At 69.7% G+C, this 16030-nt stretch carries 10 protein-coding genes and 1 pseudogene; 4 read left to right on the top strand and 7 right to left on the bottom strand.

All coding sequences use genetic code 11. The annotated features are described in order from the left end of the window. The 3 genes and pseudogenes from CCN35_RS28445 to CCN35_RS20020 form a co-directional block, all read left to right on the top strand. Positions 1 to 259: pseudogene (locus CCN35_RS28445) on the top strand (acyl-CoA dehydrogenase); the annotation flags it as partial. 17 nt (positions 260 to 276) lie between these two features. Beyond that, positions 277 to 1155 (top strand): 4'-phosphopantetheinyl transferase superfamily protein, encoded by an 879-nt coding sequence (locus tag CCN35_RS20025; protein ID WP_086793800.1) that lies wholly within the window; start codon positions 277 to 279, stop codon positions 1153 to 1155. 534 nt (positions 1156 to 1689) lie between these two features. Then, complete coding sequence (locus CCN35_RS20020; protein WP_086793798.1) at positions 1690 to 3843, top strand: condensation domain-containing protein; 2154 nt, start codon at positions 1690 to 1692, stop codon at positions 3841 to 3843. Positions 3844 to 4190: 347 nt separating this feature from the next. Here the strand turns inward: CCN35_RS20020 and CCN35_RS20015 are convergent, their stop codons facing one another. The 7 genes from CCN35_RS20015 to CCN35_RS19985 form a co-directional block, all read right to left on the bottom strand. Further along, positions 4191 to 5390, bottom strand: coding sequence for an amidase family protein (locus CCN35_RS20015; RefSeq protein ID WP_245863292.1), 1200 nt, complete (start codon positions 5388 to 5390; stop codon positions 4191 to 4193). Between the two features lie 213 nt (positions 5391 to 5603). Then, positions 5604 to 6251, bottom strand: coding sequence for an ATP-dependent DNA ligase (locus CCN35_RS20010; RefSeq protein WP_079130029.1), 648 nt, complete (start codon positions 6249 to 6251; stop codon positions 5604 to 5606). Positions 6252 to 6631: 380 nt separating this feature from the next. Then, complete coding sequence (locus tag CCN35_RS20000) at positions 6632 to 7405, bottom strand: enoyl-CoA hydratase-related protein (RefSeq protein WP_086793794.1); 774 nt, start codon at positions 7403 to 7405, stop codon at positions 6632 to 6634. 138 nt (positions 7406 to 7543) lie between these two features. Beyond that, positions 7544 to 9085, bottom strand: coding sequence for a M28 family metallopeptidase (locus CCN35_RS19995; protein WP_086793792.1), 1542 nt, complete (start codon positions 9083 to 9085; stop codon positions 7544 to 7546). Between the two features lie 979 nt (positions 9086 to 10064). Beyond that, positions 10065 to 10430: a peptidoglycan-binding domain-containing protein gene (locus CCN35_RS27795; RefSeq protein WP_107470497.1), complete on the bottom strand. Its 366-nt coding sequence runs from the start codon at positions 10428 to 10430 to the stop codon at positions 10065 to 10067. Between the two features lie 406 nt (positions 10431 to 10836). After that, a complete protein-coding gene (locus CCN35_RS19990; protein ID WP_086793791.1) occupies positions 10837 to 11574 on the bottom strand; it encodes a vWA domain-containing protein in 738 nt (245 codons plus the stop codon). Positions 11575 to 11963: 389 nt separating this feature from the next. Further along, on the bottom strand, positions 11964 to 13271 hold the full coding sequence (locus CCN35_RS19985; protein WP_169721378.1) for a serine hydrolase domain-containing protein: 1308 nt from the start codon (positions 13269 to 13271) through the stop codon (positions 11964 to 11966). Between the two features lie 393 nt (positions 13272 to 13664). Between CCN35_RS19985 and CCN35_RS19980 the strand changes: the two genes are divergently transcribed. Beyond that, positions 13665 to 15803, top strand: a complete 2139-nt coding sequence (locus CCN35_RS19980) for a HEAT repeat domain-containing protein (RefSeq protein ID WP_245863290.1) — start codon at positions 13665 to 13667, stop codon at positions 15801 to 15803. Positions 15804 to 16030: the final 227 nt, after the last annotated feature.

Here is a 16030-nt window from a genome sequence, read left to right as displayed (position 1 = left end):
CCGCGCTCTCGGCAACCGCTACAGCCTCGTCGTGGGAGCCGCCGCCGTCCTCGGCGTCTGGGAGCGGCAGGACGGCACGGACCCGTTCCTCACCGACCCCGCCTGGGCCGTTCTCGCCCTGTCCCGGCTCGGCGAGCGGCTCGGAATGCCGGTGCCCGAACCGCCCCGCGACTGCCGGGAACACGTACTGGACGAGCTCCTTCGCCGGTACCGGTCGGGCCGCGGCTACGACCTCCACGCCACGGCGCTCGCCCAGTGACACGGAAAGGTGGACCCTTGACGGAAACCGAGCCGACGACCACCGGCCACCGGCCGGCCGGAACACCCCTTCCGGAGCCGGGCGGCGCCGACCGCATCAGCACCCCGGTCCACGTCGGCGGACCCGACGGCCCCTGGCACCAGGTGTGGGAGGACATGGAGCAGCGCGGCAACGCGGTGGTGCACACCACCTGGGGCGAATGGCTCGGCGCGACCGTCGCCCACCCCGCGCTGCGCCCCCTGCTGGGGCGCGACTGGCAGCGCTACCGCGGCATCCCCGACCCCGCCGTCCGCCACCGCTTCGCCGCCTCCCGCCTGGCCGTCAAGTTCACGGCCGCCGCCGTCCTGGAGGCCGACCCCGCCGACCTGGACCTGGCGTACCGGATCGGCGGGCGGCCCTACCTGCGCGGCCTCGACCAGATCGACGTGAACCTCACCCACACCGAGGAGCTGATCGCCGTCGGCGTCAGCCGCAACGGCCGGATCGGGGTCGACGCCGAACCCGTGGACCGGGCGACGGACGTCGGCCTCCTGCAGGGCCACATGTGCACCCCCGCCGAACGCGCACGGCTGGAACGGCTCCCCGAGGCGGAGCGGGCGGCCGCGCTGCTGCGGCTGTGGACGCTGAAGGAGGCCTACACCAAGGCGCTCGGCCAGGGCATGCGGCTCGGCTTCACCGAGTTCGGCTTCGGCGCCGACGGCAGGACCCTGCACGCCCCCGACGGCGCCCCCGCCGCCGGCGACGAATGGGCGTTCGCGACCCGCCGTGTCCTCGGCCGCTACCTGCTCAGCATCGCCTGCCACGACGCGGGCCTGGACACCTCCCGCGGCACGGCCGCGCACACCATGGCCGACGAGGGCCTCATCGGCGCCGTGGCGGACCTGCTCGACCCCTGACGGGCCGGCCCCGCGGCCTTCCCGGCCGCCTGAGAGACGCTCGCGGAACCTTCCAGAACCGCTGGAGAAACCGGGACGGACCCCCGCGCGCCCACTACCGTGCGGATGACGGGTCCGGGCGCGACGACGAGGAGGCCGCGGTGGGAATCCCCGGTGCACCGGCACCGCACCTCTTCCGGCGCGCCCCCGTCCCCGCACTCCCCGGTTGCGCGCCGCCGTCCCCCGCACGGCGCGCGACCGGGGCCGCGGCCCGAGCACTGCGAAAACCGCCCGGCCGCCCCGATCGCCCCCGCACGCCGGCCACGCGTCCGCGCCCGGGGGCCGCACACCGCCCACCGGCCCGGCCGCGGCGCCGACAGCCCCCGCCATCACCCCCGCACAGGCGCCGCACCGGACCTCCAGGAGCGGACCTTCGCACACTCGTCCAGTGCTCAGAAGAGGGGAGGGAGGGGTTCCTCCGCAACCGCGGGCGAAGGCCGGACACACCGGCCCGCCGCACCCGCGGCCACCGGACGGGCGCGCCCCGGACAGACGATGACCGACGGCCACTCCTCACCCGTACCACCGCAGCTCCCGCCGCGGAAGGGGGCGCTGACCGTCGTCATCGACCCCGGACGCCCGCCCGGTGACGCCCCCGTCCTCGAACTCAGCGGTCCCCTGGAGACCGCCCGGCTCGAGGCGGCGCTCGCCCGCCTCGCCGCCGCGCACACGGGCGCACCCGCCTGGCACCACCGGGTGCACCGGCACGGGCCCGGCCGCCACACGCTGCGGCTCACCACGCACGGTGCGACCGCCCGGGAGGCCTTCCCGGCCGGCCGGCTCGCCGACCTGCTCACCCACAAGGTCCCGGACACGCCGACCGCCCGCTCCTTCCCGGCGCCCCCGCTCCAGCGCGAACTGATCGCCGACGCCGACGCCCACCCCGGCACCGACCACCAGGTCGAACAGCTCACCTGGGCCTGGTACGGCCCCCTCGACCTCGAACGCTTCACCTCCGCCTGGCAGTCCGTGGTCGACCGGGAGAGCGTGCTGCGCGCCGCCATCGACGACGGACCCGAGCCGCGGATCGTCCTGCACGACCGGGTCACGGCCGACGTGGTGCGGGTCCCCCACGGCGCCGTGGCCTGGCACACGCTGGTCGGACGCGACCGCCGCCGCGGCATCGACGTCCGCCGCCCCGGCCCCCTGCGCATCACCGTCCTGGGCGGCGGACCCGCGGGCCGGGACGGCGGCGCACCCGCCCGGGTGCTCCTCACCTACCACCACGCCCTGCTCGACGGCTGGAGCGCACGCCTGCTGGTGCGGGAGTTCTACCGCGCCTACCTGGCGGGCGGCCGGCTGCCGGGCGGCGAACGGCGCCCCGACCTCGGCGACTACACCCGCTGGCTCGCCGGCCGGGACACCGCACCGGCCCGCGAGCTGTGGTCGCGGATCCTGCACCCGGGGCCGGCGGCCACCTGGCCCGCCCGCCCCGAGGCCGGCGGCGGCACCGGCACCGGCCGCACCCGGCTGAGGCTCACCGCGGACCAGACCGAAGGGCTCACCACGTGGGCGGCGCACTGGGGCAGCACCGAAAGCGGCGCTCTGCAGGCCGCCTGGGCCCTGCTGCTGTACCGGTCCGGCGGCGCCCGGGACGTGGCACCGGTCCGCTTCAGCACGACCGTGTCCGGCCGCGGCATCCCCTTCGACGGCGTGGAGTACATGCCCGGCGCGCTGCGCAGCCCGCTTCCGCTGTCCCTCGTGGTCGACCCCCGCTCCAGCGTGCCCGAGCTGCTCGCCCAGGTGCGCGACCGGGCCCTGGACATGGCCGCCTACGAGTGGGTGTCCGCCGGTCAGATCCGCTCCTGGACCGGGGACGCCGGCGATCCCGGCGACACCCTGCTCGTCGTCGAGAACCCACCGCGTGGCACGGACGGCCTGGCCGCCGCGTGCGCCGCCCAGGGATTCGCCGTGGACCCGCCCGAGTCCCTGGGCGTCCGCACCGCGTTCCCGCTCACCGTCGTCGCCCACCACGACAGCGACGGCGGACTCGTCCTGACCGCCTGCCACGACCGCGCCCGTCTCGCCGACGCCACCGAGGTGCTGACGCACAGCGCACTGCTGCTGGGCGAACTCCCCCGCAGGGCCGACCCGTACACGCCCCTCGCCGAGATCCTGGAACTCCTGCCCGCCGCCCCGCCCGCGGTTGGCATGCCGCCGTCCGGAAGATTCCCGCCGGCCGGCGTCCCACCGCCCCCGCCGCACACCACGGCGCAGGAGGAAACCCCCGCAGGACCCGGCACACCGGACCCCGCCCGGGACGGCACCTTCGCACCGCCCGCCCTGGTGACGCTGCGCCACGCCGCGCACCCGGACGCGGGAGCCGTCTGCCTCGTGCAGAGCCCGGGAATCCCCCGTTCCCTGTACGACCGGCTCGCCCGGGCCTACAGGGGCCCCGAGGAGATCGTCCTGCTGCCCTCCCCGCCCGGTGGAGCAGCGCACGCCGGCTTTCGCGCCCTGCGGCCCCTGACCGAGGCGGGCCGGCTGCTCGTGCTGGGCGGGTTCTCCGGCTGCGGAGCCGTCGCGTACGAGATCGCCCGGCTCGTCGCGCTGGAGGGTGTCAGGCCCCCGCTCGTGGTCCTCACCGATGCCACGGCCGGCACCGCTCTTGCCCGGACCCTGCGCACCGTCGCCGAACGCATCGGCTGACCGGACGGTCCGCACCGGACCACCGGCACGGACCGTCCGGCCGGCCTCGCCGCCGGCCGGCACGGCACACGACTGCCCCACCCAGCCGCACAACCCCTTGCAAGGGGGAGCGCCCCCGGGTCAGGGACGGCGCGATACGGAGGCCGAAAACCCCACCGCCCTGGAGGCCGGTGAAACCCCGGCCCGTGCACGACAGACGCGACGACGGAAGTCCGCATGATCCGACGACGCGGTCCCGCAACGGCAGCCGTCGCCGAGGCTCCACGATGCGAGGACCCGCGCATCCGGCACACGGCCGTCACCGCACAGGTGACGCGCCGCCGGCCGGTACGCCCGCCAAGAAAGGGTCACGCATCCGGCAGGAAGACGGGCAGGGGCTCCGGAACCGTGGAGCCGTCGGCACAGCCGGCGAGTGCACCGATCAGGGCCCGGTCGCTTCCGGAGGCCGCGACGAGGCTGAGCCCGACGGGACCGGCCGGACCCCGCACCCCGGGCAGGGTCAGGACCGGCAGACCCGCCACGCTCGCCGCACAGACCAGCTGCACGGTCGCGGTGCGCAGCGCCACGCCGGTGACGGCCGGGCCGGGCGGGGGAGCCTCCGTCGGGGTCGCCGGCTGCACGAGCGCGGTCCCGGGCGGGATCAGCTCGGCGAGCACATCCCGCGCCCGGCTCACGGTGTCCCGCGCCCACGCGAGATACTCGGCCGGCATGTCCTCGCCCGCGGCGACGGCACTCGCGACAAGAGGCGAGACGGCCTCGTGGTGCGCCTGCAGCCAGCTGCCGTGCAGATGCCACATCTCTGCGGCCTGGAGGACCCCCAGTGCCTCCGCCCACTCCTCCAGACGGGCGGCACAGGTGCTGCTCCCCGGCTGCAGCGGGACGGCCAGCCGGTCCGCCCACGCGCGGGCCGCATCGAGCAGCGGCTGCCGCAGCGCCGGGTCCACCAGGTCGAACAGGTCCATGGCCAGGAGCAGCCGTTCGACCGGCCGAGCGGAACACCGCGGAAGAAGCACGTCGGACACCCGGCCGAGCAGGTGTGGCGTCCGGGTGATCCAGCTCACGGTGTCGAACGAGGGAGCGAGACCGATCAGGCCGGTGTCCGGGACCAGACCGTGGGTCGGCCGCAGGCTGTACAGCCCGCAGTAGGAGGTCGGCACCCGCACCGAGCCCGCCGTGTCGGTGCCCAGGCCGATGTCGGCCAGCCCCAGGGCGACGGCGCTGGCCGGGCCGCTCGACGACCCTCCGGGCACCCGCCCGGGAGCCGCGGGGTTCGGCGGCATCCCGTAGTGCGTGTTGATCCCGGACAGGCCGTAGGCCAGCTCGTCGGTCCGTGCGACACCGGCGATGTCCGCCCCCGCCCGCAGCAGGACCTGAACGGCCGCGGCGTGGGCGGACTCGACCGGCGCCTTGCGCAGCCACGCCGGATTTCCCGCCCCGATCGCATGGCCGGCGACGGCGAAGAGATCCTTCACCGCGACCCGCAGGCCGGACAGCACGCCCTCCCCGGACGCCGCGACCAGCGGATCCCCGGCAACACGCCAGACCAACGAGTTGATCTCCCCCGGAGCCGGCTTCCCCGGAGCAGGGACACCGCCGCAGGGGGCGTCTGCCGTCCCACCGCTGCCGCGACGAGGCAGGACCGGGGGCGGCGCGCCGGCCACGGCAGGACTCGGCTGCTGGGCGGGCATGAGCGACCTCGGCGTGATCGGCGGGCAAGTGCGTACCCCCCTTTGTACAGGGGACGAACCGCGCTGTGCCGCTCAGGCCTCCGCGTCACCCTGCTTGATCTTGATCCAGTCGCGGGAGCGGCGTCCGGGCAGATAGGGGCTGGTGAGCCGTTTGGCGACCACGCCGTCGAAGCCTTCCCGGACGGCTTGCTCGAAAGCCTCGGAGGCGAGCGCGGGCCACGCGGCGGGTACGGCGACATTGGGCCCGGCCAGATTGAGATCGTCCAGCAGATCCCGGCGCGAGGTGTAGGGCAGCTGCACCGTGGGCTCACCCAGGTAGAGGATGTCGAAGATCGTCAGCTGGACGGGCAGATCCCGGGTCGCGTGGGCGACCGCATCCGGATGGCGCAGGCTCATCCGCTGCTGCAACCGCTCCACCGAGGGACGGCCCCGGCCGTCCAGAGCGACGATCTCGGCGTCGAGCACCGCCTCCAGAACGGGCAGCGCGGAGGCCAGCGACCGGAATTCCGGGTACTGGGCGGTGACGTCCAGCCCCGTCGCCGAGAGCAGGCAGACGGTGCCGTCGCCGGGCAGATGGACGAGGACCCGGGCACCGTTCCACAGCGTCTCGTACGCATACTCCGCCTCGGTCTCCGGTGGGGGCAGCGGACCGATCACCGCATGCATCGGTGACAGAAGAGGCAGTACGTCCCGCGAGGCCGACGACGAGTGCACACTCATGGCTGTTTCCACCTGACTCCCGTGAGGCGTTGCCGACCGCCCTGCTCGGCGACGAAGAGGCTGCTCGGATGCCGTGTGGCGCCGGCCGGCCGCCCGCGCGCCGCACACAGCGCCCCGTGCGGCGCCGCATCCGTGCGGCGGATGCCCGTGACCCCGCACGGGGCCTGCGTCACGCTCCCGGGCCGGCGCGCGGTCCTCGCGTCGTCACCGGACGCCGGGCGCTGCCTGAGCGCCCCGCACCGCTCGACCAGCTCTCGCAGGAGCGTGGGATCCGCCCTCAGCACGCCGGCCGCCTCCGTCCTCGCCAGCCCCGTACGTCCCCCTCACCCATACGGTCGCAGTCATTGACACAAGCCGCACCTGGAAGCCGGCGGCCGCCTTCATTCAGGCCACTCGGGCGCCCGCTTCCCGAAGAAGGAGGCGATGCCCTCGCGGGCCGCCGGGGACTGGGAGGAAGCGGCCATGACCTCACCGGCGATCTCGTAGGCGTCGCTCTCCGGGCGGTCCAGCTGGGCGTAGAGGGCCCGTTTGCCCAGTGCCTTGCTGGCCGGGCTGCCGCGGGTGGCGCGCAGCAGCAGCTCTTCGACGGCCGTGTCCAGCTCCTCGTCGGGGACCGCCCGATTGACCAGTCCCCAGTCGGCGGCGGTACGGGCGTCGATCACGTCGCCGGTGAGGGCCATCTCCATGAGCCTCTTGCGCCCGATCGAACGGGCCACCGGAACGGCGGGGGTGTGGCAGAACCAGCCTCCCCTGCCCCCGGGAAGGGCGAACCCGGCGGACTGCCCGGCCACCGCCAGATCGCAGGTCGCCACCAATTGGCACCCGGCAGCCGTGGCCAGTGCGTGCACCCGGGCCACCACGACCTGCGGCACGCAGTGGATCAGCTGCATCACACCGGTGCACAGCTCCAGCAGCTCCCGGATGCCGTCGGAGTCCGCGGCAAGGACGTCGGCGAAGTCGTGCCCGGAGCAGAAGACCGGCCCCTGCGCCGCCAGCACGACACCCGTGGCCGGGGAATCGGCCACCTCGGTGAAGGCCTTGTGCAGCTCCTGGAGCATGCCCCGGCTCAGGGCGTTCCTGCGCTCGGGGTGATTCAGGGTGACCCGGGCACATCCTCCGTGAGCCGCCACCGTGAGGTGCTCGTACGCGGCCATGACCCCACCCTACGCCCGGTGAACGCACCACGCGCCGGCTCCCCGTCTCCGACGAGGAGCCAGGATTTCCTGCACGTGTTCCACTCAGGCAGCAGGGGCCGGCGCAGACGCCGGCCCCTGCGCGCACGGGAGCGGGAGTTACTCGGTGACCTCGTGGCCGTGCCCCTCGTGCAGGCCGCCGCCGCTGCCCGCCGAACCCTTGGTGTTCCGCGGCTTCACCGGCTTGCTCAGGATGCTGGTGTCCCAGGCGTACTGGCCCACCGCGTTGGCGATGACGTCGATGTTGACGTCGAACGCCTTCATGTTGATGTTCTTCAGCGTGTCGCACGCCTCGTGGTAGCAGGGGTCGTACGCGACACCGGCCTTGCCGCCGTACACCTTCGCCTGCTCGGCCGTCTTGATGCCCTCGGCACCGGTGAAGGTGCCGCCCGAGGGGATGCCCGCCTCGATGAACGGCCCGTAGTCCGACCGGCCGGTGAAGTCGGTGCCCTCGTACGGGATGCGCCGGCTGTCCAGGTAGTCGGTGATCTGACGCTCCAGCTGCGCCGAGCCCTCCGGGCCGGGACCGGCACCGACCTGGTCGGAGTCGTCGCCGTCGTAGACGAACTGGACGTAGTTCGGCGAGGCGATCATGTCGAAGTTCAGATACAGCTTGATCTTCGCGCGGTCCGCCGCCGAGAGACTGCCGACGTACGCCTCCGAACCCAGCAGACCGAACTCCTCGGCCGACCACCAGGCGAAACGCACCTTGTTCTTGGTCTTCTGGTGGGCGAGTTTCAGGGCCACCTCGAGGATGCCGGCGGAGCCGGACCCGTTGTCGTTGATGCCCGGCCCCTCCGCCACCGAGTCCAGATGGGCACCGAACATCACCACATTGCGAGGGTCGCCGCCCCTGGTCTCGGCGATCACGTTGTAGGTGCGCCGGGTCTCCACGAAGGTGCGGATCTCCAGGTTGACGGTCACAGTGCCGGCAGCGGCCTTGGCCGCGAGCTCCTCGCCGTCCTTCTGCGTGACACCGCCGACCGGGATCCTGGCGACGGACGGTTCTCCCAGGGTGCCGTTGAGCGCGCCCTCGGTGTTGTTGTAGACGATCGCACCGACCGCACCCGCATCGGCGGCGGCCGCCTGCTTCTCCGCAAAGGTGCAGCCGCCGCGCCGGATCAGCGCGATTTTGCCGGTGAACGTCCCCGAGGCGTAGTCCTCCGGCTCGCAGCCGGTGGTGTCGTCGACCGGCACCACCGCGACCGGAGCGGTGATGCCGCCGACCGGGCTGCTGGCGGAGTACGTCATGGCGTTCACCGGGATGTCCTGCTGCTGCGGCGACACCACCCGCAGACTCTGCGCCAGTGTCTCGGAGAACGGGTAGTCGAACGCGTGCCGGGTCACCGAGTACCCGGCCTTTTGCAGCAGTCCTTCGACGTACTGGGCCGACTGCCGGTGCCCCTCCGACCCGGCCACCCGGGTGTTCCCGTTCCTGTCGGCGATTTGCTGAAACTGTCTCAGATGTCTGTAGGCATCCTGGGCGTTGCTCTTCTTCACGAGTTTCCTCGAGAGCTTGGCAGCCTCCTTGGCGGGGGCACTGTGGGCGGAGGCGGTGCCCGCCCCGATCAGCAGCAGCGGCGCCATGAGCCCTGCGACGGATACGGCGGCTACCGTGGTGCGGCATTTCCGAGCGTTCAAGACGCTTCCTTCCGGCGGTCCGAGAGATAGGCGTGATGGCTGAAAACAGGCTGAACGGTGTGCGGCGGTACTCCGGGCAGGCAGGAACGACCGGATGACTCCGTCCTGCCACCGGCAAGAAGAAAGGTATCTGCTCAGCAAGCGCTTGATAATGGATTGACGTGAATCTTCGGTGTCGACATCGCCCACGCGGATGCCGAACACACCGATCTGCCGCTGCTCCAACCACAGTTGACCGAAAGTCACCGCAGCCGACCAGCGCTCAGGACACGTCGAGGGCAGACGCCGCCCACCGCCCGGAGCAACCGAGAACCACGCCCCCCGACGAACCGTCACCCGCAAAGCCGCGAACGCCGTGCACCGCAACAACGGCCCAGCCCACGGCAGCCGACGCCTCGCGCCCTGCGACAAGAACCGCCACACCGGCCGCCGCGCCCCGACCCGACAGCGAGACAACGACCTCCCGGACCCCGGTCCTCATCACCCGCGAGGAAGCAACCCCGGCACTCGACGCTCAAGCAGGCCGACGCCTGGAAAAGACCACCGCCCGCCTGCGGCCGGCGGCCCTCCGTGCTCCAGCACAAGCCACCCGGCACAGTGCTGCTGCGCCCTCTGCGTACCGCACGCCCCGATCATTGGCCCCGCACCGCACTCGACGGAACCCCGCCCTCACACCCGCCTGCGGTGCGAGCGCCGGACGGACTGCCCGTCCCCACCCTTGACCGCCCCGACCCGAGCCCAGCACCCCGAGCGCGCCGGTGACCGCTCTACTGGACGATGCGGCCCCCTCCGAGACGGCCCGGACGACGTCACAGGCAGCCCCTCCGGGGGCGTTTTCTGCCTCAAGGAAAAGGAGCCCTCCGCCAACTTTCACGAACGCAACGACCGAGCTCCTCGAATCGGACCTCTACTCGTCGCCCCAAACCCCCAGAAAGTCACAAGCAAGATTACTAAAGCAAACAATTAACTGATGCCATGCTCAGGTGGGATACGGGTCGTAACAGTCCAGAGCCGGGTGGTACAGCACCTGCCAGGTACGCCCCTTGATGACACCGTTCTGCGGCAGGCCGTGACAGCCCTGGATCCACTTGATCTTCTTCAGCATGGCCGAGTCGAACACCCCGTCGAGGGCCAGCTTGGGCGGCTCACCTCCCCACCTGTTGCTCAGGCACTGCGCCTGCTTGACCGCCGCACCGGTGTCACCGTGCGTAAGCGTGGGCTGATACGTCGGTGATGTGTAGGAACAGCGGTCGGGGGTGGCGAAGGCGGGATGCGGTGCCGCCGGCCCCAGTGCTGCGGCCGTGCACAGCCCTACCGCCAAAGTGAGCAGTCCGCGCTGTTTCATGCCGTTCTCTCCGATCCGGCCACTTGCTGGAAAGACCCGGCGTCTGGGGCGATCTACACCTTCATGATGCCCACGATCAGCAATGACCGCGAATCGGCCGGCACCCCGATGGCATCGAGGCCATCGGGAACCTACGCACCCACGAGAGACGGCGGCCCCGCGCGGACAGGTCAGCCCGCTGCCCTCACCGGCAAGAACAGCGGCGGAACCACCGCACCGCGGCCTCGCCACCACGGGCGGAGTTCACAGCCAAAGCGCCTTTGCAAAAGACTTCCGCTCCTTCACGACCACCCACCGCACAAGCACCCCACACGCGCCCCTCCTCACGGACACCCGGAACCGACGAAGCCGATTGCCGACGACCCACCAGGAATCCGACCGAGCGATGTGGCGGTGACGCAGCTCCTCAGCGCAGGATACGAGCCTCGCGCGCAGCCGCCAGCCAGACGGGGAACTCCCCGAGAAGACGGTCGTACAACAGCTGGTCGTCGACGGCGCGGGGATCACGGCCGGCATGGAAGAAACCCGCGTTGTCCACGACACGACGCCCCGGTACGGCAAGGTCGTCGAGCTTGCGCAGAAAGGCGAACTCGTTGTCGTCCGGGTCGCCGAACCCGATGAACTGCCAGAACAACGGAAGCCTCGCGGCCTTGCACAGGAAACGCTCGGCAGCAGGCCGGCTCGTGGGTCCGCCGTCCGTCTGGAAAACCACCAGAGCCGGAGCGTGGCTGCCGGAGCCGAGGTAGTGGTCGATGACCGCGTCCATGGCCCAGTGGTAGTTCGTGCGACCCATGTGCCCCAGGCCCTGGTGCAGCTTTTCGATACGCCCCTCGTGGCCGCCGAGCTCGAGAGTGGTGACGCCGTCGACATCGGTGGAGAAGAACACCACGGGCACGGCTCCGTCGTCGTCGAAGTGCGCGGCCAGGCTCAGGACCTGCTCGGCGAGGTGCTGAACGGTGCCGTCCTTGTAGTACGGACGCATGGACCCCGAGCGGTCCAGCACGAGATACACCGCAGCGCGCAGCCCCTCCAGCCCATGGTGACGGATACGCGCACCGGCTGTCTTGTAGAGATCGACCAGGCCGGGTGCCACATCCTGGACCTTGGACAGGCTGATGGCCGCAGTGCGTTCGCTGCCGTTCATCTCGCTCACTCTCTCGATCTTGTTATGCGCCCCGACGGAGCAGCTGCTGCAGAGGCTTTGTACACGAGTCTCGGTTCCTTCAGGCGCTGGCGGGCACCGCAGGCCCAGCCACGGCCGATGCCCCGGAGCGACGGAAGAAGCGGTGCTCCCCACCGAGGTGAGCCGGACTCCCCTCGATCACGGTTGTCGTGGCACCGTCGGCAAACGACCGTGGTGGCTCAACCGCGGGAAACAGCTGAGCCACCACGACTCGGCGAGAAGACAGCCGCGCCCATCTCCTCGGAGGCGGACAGCGGACCGAGTACTCTGCACGACGTTGGTTGCTGCACCGCCCTCAAAGGCACCGAGAAACGGTTTCGGCCCCTACGCGCACTCAGAACGGTCCGGTCTCAGCCACGGCTGCTGAACCACTGACCGGAGGAGAGGTCCACTCCGAGCAGCCGCTCGGGAAGCGGATGCCGAATGACCGCGGCCGACTTACGGGACTCCGGGACCTGGCAGAGCGCCTGGACGATGTGTTCGTTGATGGCATCGTCGATCGGACTCGGCTCCAGCGCCGTGCCTTCTTCATTGAGGCGCTGGTACTTCATCAGGTTCCAGCCCATGGCGAGCTGGCGCTTGCCGTCACGACTGGACAACGCGATCGTGCCGGCCCCGAAGACCGCTCCGTCATGCCCCCAGAAACGACCGCAGCCGGGCAGATCTATCACATAGATGCCGAGGCCGTAGTCGATGCCGGCCCCGCCGCCGACGCTGACGGGAACCGTGCGCAGCATCTCGTTCAGAGCGGCCGGTCCGATCAATTTGCCGGTCAGCAGAGCGCGGTAGAAGCGGTTCAGATCGTCGGTGGTCGAGACGATCGCTCCCGCAGTGGACGCCCAGGACATGTCGTAGACGCTGTAATCACGGGGCGGGTCGATCAGACCGTAGAACGACTCGTACATCCGGGAGTGCGGACCCTTGATGTACGGGGTGCGCGGATAGAAGGTCGCACGCAGCCCGGCCCGGTCTATGACGTTGCGAGTGATGTACGTCCCGGCGTCCTGACCGGTGACCTTCTCCAGAATCAGCCCCGCGATCACGTAGTTGGTGTTGGAGTACGACCCCGGCTGCTCGCCGGGCCGCCCCGTGGCGGGTGCCGCCAGACCGAGCCGCACCAGTTCCTCGGGCCGGATGGAACGGAAGCGTTCTTCGTCGAGACTGGCCGTGGAGCCCTCGGCGAGAGACGGGAAGGCCCCCAGAAGGTAATCGCCGATCCCACTGGTGTGGTTGAGGAGCATCCGCACGGTCACCTCCCGGCCCCGCTCTCCCCTGACCAGCTCCGGAAGATACTCACCGATCGGCGCGTCAAGCCGGATCCGTCCCCGCTCCACCTGCTGGAGAATCGCGACGGCGGTGAACGTCTTGCTGATGCTGCCCACGCGGTGCCGCATGCCGGGTCCGACCGGACGCCCGGTGTCCACGTCGGCAAGCCCGGACGCGCCGGTCCACCGCTCGGTTCCCTCACGGACGGACGAGTAGCTGCCGTACATGCCCGCCTCATGGACGGCATTCAGCGTAGTGCGCAGAGCGGCACGATCTAAGGGTCCGGCCGCCGGCGAAGCGGTTACCGCAGTACCGGCCGACGCCGTCGGCACCGCGGTGACCATGAACAGCGCAGCGCCGAGGACTACTCCGACAAGTCGTTTGATGCGCAAAGCTTCCCCTCTTGTGTGACCCGCTTTCCGCTTTCGAAGTAATCCTCGCGGGTCGCCAACGTGCCTTACATCATCCCTGCGGATGATCATTGACACAGTCGATGTCCTGACATCTCCTCACCTCACAGGACTCCTCCAACAGCTGGGGCATCTGGCGGGCTCGCATGGAGCGGCACCTGCTCCGACAAGTCACAGTGACAGGAAGAAAGAGGCAGACAAGGGGCCGAAGAAATGACTCGTGGCAAGAACGGAGCTGAGCAGCGAAAGCCGCACGACTGGACGACGCAGCAGCAGCCGGCCCCCTGAAAGAAGAGGCGTGGGTGAGGGGGGCGTCAGTACGCAGCGAACCGGTATGAACCGGCATTGTCAGTGCCGCCTGACATGGTTCTGATCATGTTCGACGGACTTCATGACATCGACTGGGCGTCGATGAAGCACGCATACGGCTCGGCTGAGGAGGTACCGGCGCTGCTGCGGGCGCTGCGTTCCCCGGATGCTGAAGAACGCCACGAGGCCCTCAACCGTTTCTACAGCGCGGTCCACCACCAGGGCAGCGTGTACCCGCCTACGGCAGCCAGCCTGCCCTTCCTGTTCGAGCTGGCCACCGACGATGCCACGCCCGACCGAGCCGCTGTTGTCGCACTGCTGGTCAGCATTGGCCGGGAGTCCCTCGACCGGGGCTTCGAAGACGACGGCACCGAGATCGAGTACTACCCCCCGATGGGTTGCGCGCAGGCCATTGCCTTCCTGCGTGAGCGGAGTGCGAAATTCGTCGAGCTTGCCCGTGACCCCGAGCCGGACGTGCGCTTGGCCGCGATCCCTGGTCTCGGGCTCTTCCTCGACGACGCCGAACAGGCCCTTGCGGTACTGCGGGAGCGGCTGGTCGCCGAGCGCGACGTCGAAGCGCGGCTGCGGATAGTCGAGGCGGCGGCCATCTCGGCACTACGTCTGCCGGAAGCTTTTCACCAGGTGATGGAGTGGCTCGCCGGGCTCGCTGCTGACCCGGCTCAAGGACCGGTGACCCGGCTCGCGGCCCTTGTCCAGCGCACCCGCTGCGCCCCGGACAAGATAAGCGAAGATGTTGTACCGACTGCTGTTGATCTGTTGCGCGAGATCAACCGCACCACACCGGCGCGGGACATCGCACCGACTCCGAGCCGCCCGACAGTATCCACAGACACAGTTGCGCCCCAGATCGTCGCTGCCTTCGAAGATCTTGATCGACACACACGCGTACACGCACCGACCACGGCTCTGCTACGCACCTTTCACGAAACCCTGGAAGCCCGGGTATTTGAGCGTGTGGCGGTGTTGGCAGAGCAGCTGCGCAGCCCTGATGCTGGTTCGCGTTTGGATGCGATTCGTATGTGCGGGGAGCTGGTCCATGCATGGCGCGGGGATCACACCCGGCTCCTTTTGCTGGTTGCTGATCAACTCACTACAACTGATCAGGAGGTTGCCGCCGAGGCTGCGGCTGTTTTGAATTCCTGTCACCCGATCGCTGCTCCTGCCCGGGAAGCTCTTGCCGCCTACATCAATACTCAGCGCGCGGTGCACGGCCCTGGTGTGTGGGCCACATCCGATCCACGGGTCCGCAGGGGCCACCAGGAAGCCGTTCAGGCTTTGGCACGTCTTGGTGATGTGCGTGTGCTGCCAAGTTTGCTGGCTGCGCTGGATGGCGATGTTGATGCCTGGCGTGCGGTTCAGGTTGCGGGGTGTTTGCCGCAGGCGGCCGACCAGATGGTACCCCGGCTGTGCGACCATTTGCGTCGGGTTGATCTTTCCCAGCAGTGGACTGAGATGACCGCTAATGCGATCCTCTCCGCTTTGGCCAAGTTGGCTGATCCGGCTGCAGTTCCGGTGATGATGGATGCGCTCGGTGCTGCGATGCGTTATGAGCAGCGCAGCGTTATACGGTCGGCTTTGAAAGCGTTGAGGGTGTTCGGTCCTGCTGCGGCCGGTGCGCGGGATGCGGTTCGGTCGCTGGCTACTACTACGGATCCGCATGTACAGCCTGCTGCTGTTGCCGCACTGTGGGCTATTGACGGTGACCTTGCTGAGGTTATGCCGTTTCTGCTTGGTTTCCTTGATGATGAGGTTACTTTCCGGGTGTGTGATGCGGCTGATCTGCTTGGTGAGATTGGTCCGCCTGCTTCTGCTGCGTTGCCGCGTTTGCGTGGTCTTTTGACGCACGATTACGAGTGGGTTCGGGTGCATTGTGCAGCTGCACTGTGGGAGATTGGCGGTGAAGCTGAGGCGCCGGCTGTTTTGGATGTTCTATTGGGGGCTATGGTTTGGAATCCTGTGACGGCTAATCATGTTGTGGCTTGTCTGGATCGTATGGGTTCTTTTGCGGTGTCTGCTGTGCCGTTGCTTCGTGAGCAGTTGGCTCTGCCTCGGCGTGGTGGCTGGTTCGAGAGCGTTGAGAGTGATGAGGAGCTTCAGCGGATCGGTCGTGCTCTCATCGCCCGGCTTGGCTCTTCAGCATCTGGAGCGGGGAAAGAGGATCACTCCGAAAAAACAGAGCTCTGAAACCTTGAAAGCAGTCGACCTTTCCAAGCTCCGAGCCGGACTACAGACCAACTCCCTCCACTAGCAAGGCATCTGACGCTACACCACCTATCCAGCCGGCAAGACCGCGCCACCTCAGCACACCCTCTCCTGTAGCCGGCCCAGGTCCGATCGCGGAGCGATCGGACCTCCAACCCACCCAGCCACTAACCAAGTTGCACACAGTCAACTAAGGGCTGTCCCGTAAA

This window comes from Streptomyces thermovulgaris (assembly GCF_002155915.1).
GTDB classification, from domain to species: domain Bacteria; phylum Actinomycetota; class Actinomycetes; order Streptomycetales; family Streptomycetaceae; genus Streptomyces; species Streptomyces thermovulgaris.
Note: the sequence above shows the minus strand (reverse complement) of the source record. Positions and strands in the feature narration are given on the sequence as shown.